7 protein-coding genes are annotated in these 10,050 nt (G+C 71.1%); 2 read left to right on the top strand and 5 right to left on the bottom strand.

The annotated features are described in order from the left end of the window. Positions 1–283 (bottom strand): transglycosylase domain-containing protein (locus tag PKA16_RS14815; protein ID WP_324404300.1); only part of this gene is annotated, 283 nt, incomplete at its 3' end. A gap of 91 nt (positions 284–374) precedes the next feature. After that, a complete protein-coding gene (locus PKA16_RS14810; RefSeq protein ID WP_324404299.1) occupies positions 375–6,326 on the bottom strand; it encodes an MG2 domain-containing protein in 5,952 nt (1,983 codons plus the stop codon). Positions 6,327–6,390: 64 nt separating this feature from the next. Between PKA16_RS14810 and PKA16_RS14805 the strand changes: the two genes are divergently transcribed. Next, a complete protein-coding gene (locus PKA16_RS14805) occupies positions 6,391–6,717 on the top strand; it encodes an SLC13 family permease (protein ID WP_324404298.1) in 327 nt (108 codons plus the stop codon). Between the two features lie 49 nt (positions 6,718–6,766). Here PKA16_RS14805 and PKA16_RS14800 read toward each other — a convergent pair whose 3' ends face one another. The 3 genes from PKA16_RS14800 to argH form a co-directional block, all read right to left on the bottom strand. Next, positions 6,767–7,012, bottom strand: a complete 246-nt coding sequence (locus PKA16_RS14800) for a hypothetical protein (protein WP_324404297.1) — start codon at positions 7,010–7,012, stop codon at positions 6,767–6,769. Between the two features lie 72 nt (positions 7,013–7,084). Then, the gene (locus PKA16_RS14795; RefSeq protein ID WP_324404296.1) at positions 7,085–7,801 is read right to left on the bottom strand and encodes a DUF333 domain-containing protein; all 717 of its coding nucleotides are present in this window, start codon (positions 7,799–7,801) and stop codon (positions 7,085–7,087) included. Between the two features lie 83 nt (positions 7,802–7,884). Continuing rightward, positions 7,885–9,327 (bottom strand): argininosuccinate lyase, encoded by a 1,443-nt coding sequence (gene argH, locus PKA16_RS14790; protein WP_324404295.1) that lies wholly within the window; start codon positions 9,325–9,327, stop codon positions 7,885–7,887. A gap of 110 nt (positions 9,328–9,437) precedes the next feature. Between argH and PKA16_RS14785 the strand changes: the two genes are divergently transcribed. Beyond that, the coding region (locus tag PKA16_RS14785) for a histidine kinase (RefSeq protein ID WP_324404294.1) at positions 9,438–10,050 on the top strand (613 nt) is incomplete at its 3' end.

Below are 10,050 nucleotides of genomic sequence, written 5' to 3'. Positions count from 1 at the left end.
GCGTGCGCGTGTGCCACAGGTTGCCCCAGGCGGCGGCCGAGACGGCGCGCCAGTCGATGCCGGCGTGCTGGTAGAAGCGCTGGTCCTCCGACAGCACCAGCGCCTCGCGCAGCGCGGGCGAGATGTCGGCCAGCCCGGTCCAGGCGCCGCGGCGCAGCTGGGGGTCGGTACGCACGCGCTGCAACTGCTCGCCGTGACGGTCCAGCACGCGGGTGTCGGAGCTGCGGTGCGCGGCGCGCACGGCGTCGAAGTCGAGGGCGTGCACGGCGGGCAGGGCAAGCACCAGCGCCGTGCCCAGCAGGAGGGCGCGCAGGCGGTTCACGGCGCCGGCCCCCCGGGTGGAGGTGGCGGGGCCTGGACGCGCCGCGTGGCGGTCATGGGGCCCGCACCGTGACCACGGCGTTGGGTGTCTCGCCGAACATCTCGGGCGCGTACAGTGCCGCGACGCGGCTGGGCGGAAGCTGGAAACGGCCGGCGTTGTTCAGCCGCAGGCTGTAGTCCAGGCGCACCGTGCCCTTGGGCAGGTAGCGATAGTAGCTGCGGTAGGACTCGAAGCTGCGCTCCTCGAAGGCGGGCCAGCCGGCGCCGCTGCGCCGCTCGCCCTGGGTGGCGATGGCGGAGTCGCGCCCCAGGCCGCTGCCGAGGATGGTCGCGCCGGCCGGGATCGGGTCGGTCACCGCCACCCAGGTCATGTCGCTGGCGCCGGTCACTTCCAGCGTCACGCGCAGGATGTCGCCACGCGTGTACTGGCCCGGCGGCAGGCCCTTGTCGGCCTGCTGGACCGGCGTGATGGTCTTGCGGATCTGGTAGCCCGAGGCGAACGGCGCCTCGAGCTGCACCGCAGCCAGCGACTGCAGCGTGAGCCAGGGGCGGCCGCTGCCCTGGTGGTCGACCGCCAGCGTGGCCGCGTCGGTCGGCCAGGGCAGCAGCAGGGTGTTGCCCACCAGCTGGCCGGGCTGTGCCGGCGCGCCGAAGAAGCGCCCCGCCGGACTCGGCGCGCCGGCCTTGAGCGGCTTGACCTGACTCCATGTGACTTGCCCGTGCGCGTCGCCCAGGGTGGCGCGGGTGACGCCGGCCACCGGCGCGGACTCGTGCTGGCGCGAGAACTGTCGCAGCGCGAGCGACCCCCACAGGTTGGCGGTGGTGGTGTTCCAGGCGCCGCCCTGCTGGCGCGCGATGAAGCCCGACAGCAGGCGCCCCAGGTCATCCTGCCAGGCCGGATCGTCCATCACGGCGAGCAACAGGCGCGCGGCGTTCACGTCGCCGCCGGCCATTAGCCACCACCAGGCGTCTTCGCGCTCGGTGCTGAAGGCGAGCCGCGCACCCTGCACCGACAGGCGGGCGCGCAGGACCTGCATGGCGGCCTCCAGCTTCTGCGGCTGCTCCGGGATGCCGCGCACGCGCCGCAGAATGCTGATCCAGTCGAGCACGGCGCTGGTGGGCCATTGATTCGGCGCCACTGCAAGGCTGGCCAGCATGCTGGCCTGCGCCGCGCCGACGCGCGACAACGCCTCGATCGCGGCGAGCTTGCGCACGTCGAGATCCGGCCGAGGCGACCAGTGGCGGCGCTCGATGCGGCCCTGGACGAAGCCGGTCAGGCCCTGGATCATGGCCTGGCGTGCCTCGGGGGGCAGCTTCCAGTCCGGGTCCAGGCGGCTCGCCTCGTCGGTGGCGGCGATCAGCCAGGCGGTGAGCGTGTCGCTGCCCTGGTTGCCGTCACCGGCACGCGGCGGGAAGTAGTTGACGAGGCCGTCGGCGTCCAGGTAGGCCGGCAGCTGCGCCATGGTCGCCTGCCACAGCCTAGTGTCGCCCAGGCCGATCGCCTTGCTTGCGGTCTGCTCCAGGCAGGAGTAGGGGTAGCGCGCGAACCAGTCGCGGATCGCTGGCAGGCCGTCGGCCAGCCGCGGCTGCAGCGCGAGCTGGATGCCGCCGCGTTTGGTGCCGCTGGCGGGCAGGGCGTCGGCCGGGGGCGCGATCTCGACGGCGTATGGGCCGTCGAGCTGGACCAGGCTGGCCTGCTGCACCGTGAGCGGCACCGCCGGGATGATGCGCTGGCTGATCTTGAGGGCGTCGCGTGCCTTGCCGTCGAGGTCGCGTGCCTGCACTTCCCAGAGCATGGCTTCGGCGCGCGTGGCCGCCAGTTGTTCGGGCGCGGTGACGTCCCAGTGCAGCTCGCGCGCTTCGCCGGCCGGCAGGTCGACGGTTTGCGTCGCCAGTTCCAGCAGGGTGGCACGCGGCGCCACTTCCACGCGCATCGGCTGCGCGGTGGTGTTGCGCAGCGTGAGCTGGGCGCGGAACTGGTCGCCCTCGCGCACCAGCGGCGGCAGGCCGCTGATGATCTGCAGGTCCTGGCTGCTGCGGATCGCGGTCTCGCCGGTGCCGAACATCTGGGTGCCGAAATCGGCCACGGCGACGACCTGGAAGGTGGTGAGCGCGTCGTTCAGCGGCACCTCGATCACCGCCTCGCCGTTGGCGTCCAGCGGCACGCGCGGCTGCCACAGCAGCAGGGTGTCGAGCAGCTCCCGCGTCGGGCTGCCGGCGCCGCCGTCGCCGCCCGCCGGCACGGCCTTGCGGCCGTAGTGGCGCCGGCCGACGATCTCCATCTGCGCCGTGGCCGTTTCCACGCCCCAGGCGCGGCGCGTCAGCATGGCGTCCAGCAGGTCCCAGCTGCGGTTGGGCATCAGCTCCAGCAGTGCCTGGTCGACCGCGGCCAGTGCCACTTCGGCGTGGGCTGCCGGCTGGCCGTCGGGCGTGCGCACGCGGATCGTCACGCGCGCCTTGCCGCGCACCGGGTAGCTCTCCCGGTCAGCTGCCACCTCGACCGCGAGCTGGTTGGCCTGCGGCGCGATGCGCAGCTCGGCCATGCCGAGGCGAAACGCCGGCTTGCTCAGGTCCACCAGCGCGGTGGGCGCGGCGTAGTCCTTGCTGTCGGTCCAGAACGCCTGCCACCAGGCGCGCGGTGCCTTGTAGCCCCAGGTGAAGAAGCTGTACCAGGGCACGTCGTGCACGCGCCCGCGCAGCGCCAGCACGCTGACGTAGACATTGGGGCCCCAGTCCTCGCCGATCTTCAGCTGGATGGTCGGGTCGTCGCCGCGCAGCGTCACCACCTCGGTGTGCAGGATGCCCTCGCGCTCGACCGCGACCAGGGCCGTGGCGCGCCGGAACGGCATGCGCACCTGCAGGCGCGCGGTGTCGCCCGCCAGGTAGGCCTTCTTCTCGGCCAGCACGTCCATGCGGTCGTGGTTCTCGCCGCCAAACCAGAGCTCGCCCTGCGCCGTGACCCAGACCGAGCCGGCCGCCAGCGCGGCGCGGCCCTTGTCGTCGCGCGCGCTGGCGACCAGCTCGATCTCCCCCGGCTGCGTGAGCTTCACCTTGCACTCCAGCAGGCCATTGACGTTGCTGCTGCCGGTGCAGACGGTGCCCAGGTCGCGTGTCTCGGTGTGACTGTCGTAGGCGTAGAAGCCCCCCACCATGCGCTTTCGGCTGGTGGTGGTGACGCGCGCCACGGCGCGCACGTCGAGCGGCACCCCGGCCTTGGGCTTGCCCTCCAGGTCCAGCGCCAGCGCCTGCACCTGGGTCGCCTGGCCGACCGAAACCCAGTCCGCGGCCTTGATGCCGGCGATCACCGCGGCCGGCCACAAGGTGTGCGTGCCGCGCAGTGTCTGCAGTTCTCCGTTGGGATCGGCATAGGTGGCCTCGACCACCAGGTCGCGCGGTCCGGCGCTGGGCGCGATCGGCTCGATCACGACCTGCCCCAGCCCCTCGCGGTCCAGCGTTGCCGGCAGCTTGTCGGCGACCACGCGGGTCGCATTGTCCGCCGCGGCGCTCCCCGCTGCGTCATCGCCGGCCTTGCGCGGCGGGCTGAAGCTGAACGCCTCGTAATCGGCAGACTGCGTCCGGTGCACGCGCGTGAGGGCGGAGACGCGCACCGGCAGGCTGGTGGCCGGCCCGCCGCCGACGTAGCCGACCTGCACCTGCACCGGCACGCGCGTCGCGCCGACCAGCGGGGCGCCATCCGCAGGGCCGACGCGGCCCTGCATCACCGGCAGGCGAAACTCCTCGACCCGGAATTCGCCGCTGTCCAGCGTGAAGGCATCGTCGCCCGCTCCGCCGCGCAGCGTGACCTGGTAGAGCCCGAGCCGGGCCAGTGGCGAGAGGGCGAATTCGCTTTCGGCGCTGCGCCCGCCGCTGGCAGTGGCACGCCAGGCCAGCGGCTGGGTGAATTCCTGCCCGCTGCCGACGTGGGTGATCACCAGCTCGTCCGGGTCGTGGCGTGGCAGCCCGAAGCCGGCGCTGGTCTCGGTGCGGATCAGGTGCTTCATCGACACCGTCTCGCCCGCGCGCAGCAGGGTGCGGTCGAAGATGGTGTGCGCGCGCACGTCGGGCGTCGGCTCCGTGCTGGTCGGCACGCCGAAGCGCCAGGGCTCGATGCCGCGCTGCCAGGACGACCAGGTGAAGGCCAGGTCCTGCGCGCCGTCGCGCGCGGCGCGCGCGCTGACGAAGTAGGCTTGCTGGAAGTCGCCGATGTAGTCGCCCGGTCGCCCGCAGTCCGGCGGCCGCGTCGCCAGGTCCTTGAAGCGGGCGAGACCCTGCGCGTCGGTCTGCGCCGTGGCCAGCAGCTTGCCGGCGCAGTCGGAGACCTGCACCCGGGCCCCCGCCACCGGCTCGCCCCGGTCCAGCGTGGTGACCCAGGCGAGCGCGTTCTCACGCCCGAGCTTGAAGTGCACGGCCAGGTTGGTGACCAGCACCGAGGTGCGCACCACCATGCGGCGCTGCGGTCCGTAGTCGGGATCGAGCAGGGCCGCGCCGAGCTGGCGCGAGCTCACCTCCAGCACCTGGAAGCCCGCCGGCAGCGGCACCCCGATCACCTCGAACGGCCGTTCGGTCTCGCCCCGGGCCGGCGACGGCGGGACGTCGATCACCTGCACGCCGTCCAGCCCGGCCAGCAGCGAGATGGTGCGCGACTCCACTTCGCGCTTGGTGCGTTCGTCGATGGGCGCCGGCAGCGCCTCGTGCACGTCGCGTTCGGCCTGTTCGCGCAATACGTGCCAGTCGTCGTAGCGCTGCACCTTGGTGAACCAGTCGATGATCTCGGCGTCGCTTTGCGGCTGGAGGCGGCCGATCTGCAGCGCCTGGGCCTGCAGTTGTGGCTCGACGCGGCGCAGCGTCAGCGGCAGCAGTGCCGGGCCGCCCGGTCCCTCGGCCAGGCGCTCGACCACGCCGAACGGCGCGGCGGCGAACTTGACCAGTGGCGGCATCGGCCCGGTGGCGATGCGCAGCGGAAAGCTGTCGGCATTGGCCAGCGGCCGGCCGCTCGCATCCTGCAGCCCGGGCGGCAGGTGGAGCGTGAACTCGGTGCGCTCGGGCAGCGGTGCCTCGAAGCGCAGATGCTCGACCAGGGTGTCATCGTCGTCCAGGATCGGCTCGAACTCGAGCTTGCCCGTACTCAGGCGCGCCGCCTCGAGCGGGGCGCGCGGCACCGGCGCGCTGAAGGTGAGCTCGACCGGTCGGATCGGCATGCAGGCCGCCTGTGCGTTCTCGCGTTCGCAGCTCACGCTGGCCGTGAACGGCTCGCGCACCTCGAAGGCGAAGCGGCGCTCCACCTGGTTGACGATGCCGCCGGGCGTGGCCACGCCCTTGCCATAGACCAGTTGCACGCGACTGCCTGGCGTGAAGCGGCGCGCGCACTGCAGCACGTACACGCGCTGCGGGTCGTGCGCCGCGAGTTCGTCGAGCTGCAGGTTCTTCAGCAGTGCGTCGCGCTCCTTGCCCTCGAGCAGCTGCACCGGCACGCGTTCGCCCAGGCCGTCGAGTGCGCACCAGACGTTGGCGCGCAGGCTCTCGGGCGTTGCTGCACCGTTGAGCCGCAGCACGAAGGCCTGTTCCTCTTCCACGGGCTGCCAGGCGTTGGGCGCGATGCGCTGGACGAACGGGCCACCGGTGTGGAAGCGCCGGATCGTCGTGTCCTGCAATTCGGCGCCGGCGGACGAGCGGAATCCGGCCACGGGCGTGATCTCGCAGCGCGTGCCGGGCGGCAGGTCGGCCTGGAAGTCGTACACCCATTCGCGTGCCGAGGTCCAGCGCCCCTGGCCGACGGCCGCCGTCGGCTCGCAGTGCAGCCGCATCGGCGCCGGCGCGCGCGGATCGCCCAGGCGCACCGCGTCCTGGTCGAAGCGCACCACCACCTGGCTCACCTGCGCCACCTCGCCCTGTGGCGTCACCCCGATGACGGTCAGGGCCTGCGCCTGGACCGCGCCCAGCAGCGTGGTCAGGATCAGCAGCCGCAGGCGCGCGCGCAGGGTGGTCAGGGAGGAGAGCAGGCGCATGCGGGGCCTCGGTCGGGAGTGAGGATGCAAGCGTAACAAACTGGCCAGCTCGCACCTGGGCCTGATGGCGATACTGCTGTTCACCGCCGCCGCCGGGTTGTCGATCTGGGTCAGCAACACCGCCACCGCCGCCATGATGCTGCCGCTGGCGCTTGGCATCATGAGCCACCTGGACCAGAAGCAGGAGCGCCCCACCTTCGTCTCCATCCTGCTGGGCATCGCCTGCTCGGACAGCATCGGCGGCCTGGGCACCCTGGTCGGCTCGCAGCCCAATGGCATCGTCTTCGGCACCGGCCACATGCGCCAGATCGAGATGGTGCGTGCCGGCGTGGTGCTCAACGTCGTCTGCGTCGTCGTGCTGACGCCCTGGGGCTACTTTTTCCTGCGCTGAAGCGGGCGGGCGAGTCCCGGCGAGCCGGGGCCGCCTGGTTCGCGTGCCGTCAGTCCTCGTCCGCCTTCCGCCAGGTGCGCACGCCGATCCCGGTGCAGGCCGCGCCCAGGGCGAACCAGACGCCGATGGAAAACCAGTACTTCCCCGGCGCCGTCTCCCGGGCCACCTGCACGTCGCGGTACTTGGCCGGATACTCGGCCACGCCGCTCGCCAGGCCCGACGCCCCGAGGTAGAAGAAGCCCACCGCCATGACGAACAGCACCAGGGCGTGCAGGGTGCGCATCAGCGAGCGCACGGCGTCACGCTCCTGTGCCTGGCTGCAGCGCGCGGGCGTGCGCGTCCGCTCGTGTCGCGAGCATGTCGGTTTTCACTCCTTCGACTGATCGCGGCGAAACAGCACCCACTCGTCGATCACCGTGCCATCCGGCAGGTGGCACATGCCCTTTTCGCCACCCGAGGCGCCGCGCACGATCTCCAGCCGGCCGCCCTGGCTCAGGCAGTGTTCCGAGGCCGGGTTGGCCATGCTGACGCCGGTATTGGTCTGCTGGGTGCTGCAGCCGGGGAACAGGGGAAGGGCGGCCATGGCGGAGATCAGTGCGCCGTGTTTCAGGGTGATCTTCACGGAGCGGCTCCGCTTGTCGTCCTGACGCCCGAGAGAGGTCATGTCGCACGAAGCGCAGCCGACCTGGGTACACCACCAATCCTCATCATAGGGCAGCCGATCGAGATCGACGCCCACGAAGTCCGGCTCGGGCAGGGTCGGCAGTCGATAGGCGAGCAGGAATTCACGGCCCTGCAGCAGTACCTTGACTACTCGGTGCATCCCATCCATCACCCGCCCTTCGGGGTCGATGATGATCGGGTGCGCGAGATCGGCATCCTGAACCAGGCGCATGTGGTTCGCGACTGATCGGCAGGTGGGCAGATCTCCGCCGGATGCATACCAGTACGGCTCGTCCAGCTCGCGGATCTCGGCCAGCGGGACTGGCGTGGCTTCCAGGTTCTGCGTGAGGCGGATGAGCCGGTCGACGTCCCAGGCCAGGAGGCCCGAGTCGCCATTTCTGAAGTGGTACTGCTTTCTCATGGGGGCGGACCAACAGGTTCAGCTGCTGGGAGCGGCGCACTTGCATCGCAGAGCCCCTGGCGCCCGCCGAAACGGAGCGGCGTTCAGTTCTCGGCCGCCAGTCGCTCGCGGAGCCGCTCGATCTGCCTCTGCACCTGCGCCGGCGCCGTGCCGCCCAGGGTGTTCCGCGCGTTCAGGCTGCCCGCCAGGCTCAGCACCTCGAACACGTCGGACTCGATGGCGGGGTGGAAGCCCTGCAGCGTCGCCAGCGGCAGCTCCGACAGGTCGCAGTCCTGTTCACTGGCCGCGCGCACCGCGTGCGCCACGGTTTCGTGGGCATCGCGGAAGGGCAGGCCCTTCTTCACCAGATAGTCCGCCAGGTCGGTGGCGGTGGCGTAGCCCTTTTGCGCAGCGGCCTGCATGGCCGGGGCGTTGACGGTGATGCCGCCTTCCTTGGCGCCGGTTTGCGGGTTGGTTTGGCCGCCAATCATGTCGACGAAGATGCGCAGGGTGTCGCGCAGGGTGTCGACGGTGTCGAACAGCGGCTCCTTGTCCTCCTGGTTGTCCTTGTTGTAGGCCAGCGGCTGGCCCTTCATCAGCGTGATCAGGCCCATCAGGTGGCCGACCACGCGGCCGGTCTTGCCGCGCGCCAGCTCGGGCACGTCGGGGTTCTTCTTCTGCGGCATGATCGAGCTGCCGGTGGTGAAGCGGTCGGCGATGCGGATGAAGGCGAAGTTCTGGCTCATCCACAAAATCAGCTCTTCCGACAGGCGCGAGATGTGCACCATCACCAGCGACGCGGCGGCGGCAAATTCGATCGCGAAGTCGCGGTCGCTCACGGCGTCCAGGCTGTTCTGGCAGATGCCTTCCATGCCCAGGGTGCGCGCCACGCGCTCGCGGTCCAGCGGGTAGGTGGTGCCGGCCAGCGCAGCGCTGCCCAGCGGCAGCTGGTTGACGCGCCGGCGCACATCGCCCATGCGCTGCTCGTCGCGGCTGAACATCTCGACATAGGCCAGCAGATGGTGCGCAAAGCTCACGGGCTGGGCCACCTGCAGGTGGGTGAAGCCGGGCAGGATGACGTCGATGTGCTTGGCGGCCACCTCGATCAGCGCGCCCTGCAGCTCGCGCAGCAAGCCGGTGATCAGGTCGATCTCGCCGCGCAGCCACAGGCGGATGTCGGTGGCCACCTGGTCGTTGCGGCTGCGGCCGGTGTGCAGGCGTTTGCCGGCGTCGCCCACCAGTTGCGTCAGGCGCGCCTCGATGTTCAGGTGCACGTCTTCCAGCGCCAGCTTCCAGTCGAACGCGTCGCTCTCGATTTCGGAGCTGATGGCGCTCATCCCGCGCTGGATGGCGGCGTAATCGAGCTGGGAAATGATGCCCTGGGCGGCCAGCATCTCGGCGTGCGCCAGGCTGCCCTGGATGTCGGCCGCGGCCAGCCGTTTGTCGAAAAACACGCTGGCGGTGTAGCGCTGCACCAGCTCGCTCATGGGCTCGGAGAACAGAGCGGACCAGGCTTCGGATTTTTTGTCGAGTTGATTGGCGGACATGCGGGTGTGAAGAAGTGGCGCGCCAGCGGATGAACGGCGCGGCTGGTCGGACGAACGCGCCCTGAGCGCGCGGGTTGCGGCCTACACTGCGGCCACAATCGCCACGGCCCATGCAGGATTCGCAAATTCTATCGACCTTCGGTGAGCGCAAGACGCCGCCCAAGCCGCGCCGGGCACTGCCGGTGCTGGTGTTCGACGCCTGTCAGGTGGGCGTGATCCTGCGTGCCGTGCTGTATGTCGAGGCGGTGATTGGCGTCGGGCTGATGTACGTCACCGCCGACGTGGCCGACTGGCTGGCGCGGGTGGCGCTGGTCACCGGCGGCGCCTTGCCGGCCACCCTGTTGTGGCTGGTCGTGGCCTGTGCGCTCAAGCGCCTGCTGGCGCGCCTGAACTGGCCGCTGCAGGCCGCCGCCGGCGTCACGCTGGGCGCGCTGGCCGGGCTGTGTGCCTGCGGCACGCTGGCGCTGCTGGGTTTTGCCGCCGCGCCGCCCTGGCTGGCCAGCGCCAGCACCGGCGCGCTGCTGGCGGCCGGTTTGATGGCCGGGCTGCTGTGGCGCGTGCGCGGTCGCCAGCCGGCGGCCACCGCGGCGCGGCTGGCCGAGCTGCAAGCGCGCATCCGGCCGCACTTCCTGTTCAACACCCTCAACACGGCGATCGCCCTGGTACGCGAGGAGCCGGCCAAGGCCGAGCTGGTGCTGGAAGACCTGTCCGACCTGTTTCGCC

The organism is Ottowia sp. (genome assembly GCF_035325765.1).
Taxonomy (GTDB): Bacteria; Pseudomonadota; Gammaproteobacteria; order Burkholderiales; family Burkholderiaceae_C; genus Ottowia.
The sequence above is the reverse complement of the archived record's forward strand: the minus strand, read 5'-3'. Positions and strand labels throughout refer to the sequence as shown.

What these genes read in the sequence shown, in the direction of transcription:
- PKA16_RS14810 (WP_324404299.1), bottom strand. Translation starts at nt 6,326, where the DNA reads ATGCGCCTGCTCTCCTCCCTGACCACCCTGCGCGCGCGCCTGCGGCTG.
- argH (WP_324404295.1), bottom strand. Translation starts at nt 9,327, where the DNA reads ATGTCCGCCAATCAACTCGACAAAAAATCCGAAGCCTGGTCCGCTCTG.
- PKA16_RS14805 (WP_324404298.1), top strand. Translation starts at nt 6,391, where the DNA reads ATGGCGATACTGCTGTTCACCGCCGCCGCCGGGTTGTCGATCTGGGTC.
- PKA16_RS14795 (WP_324404296.1), bottom strand. Translation starts at nt 7,801, where the DNA reads ATGAGAAAGCAGTACCACTTCAGAAATGGCGACTCGGGCCTCCTGGCC.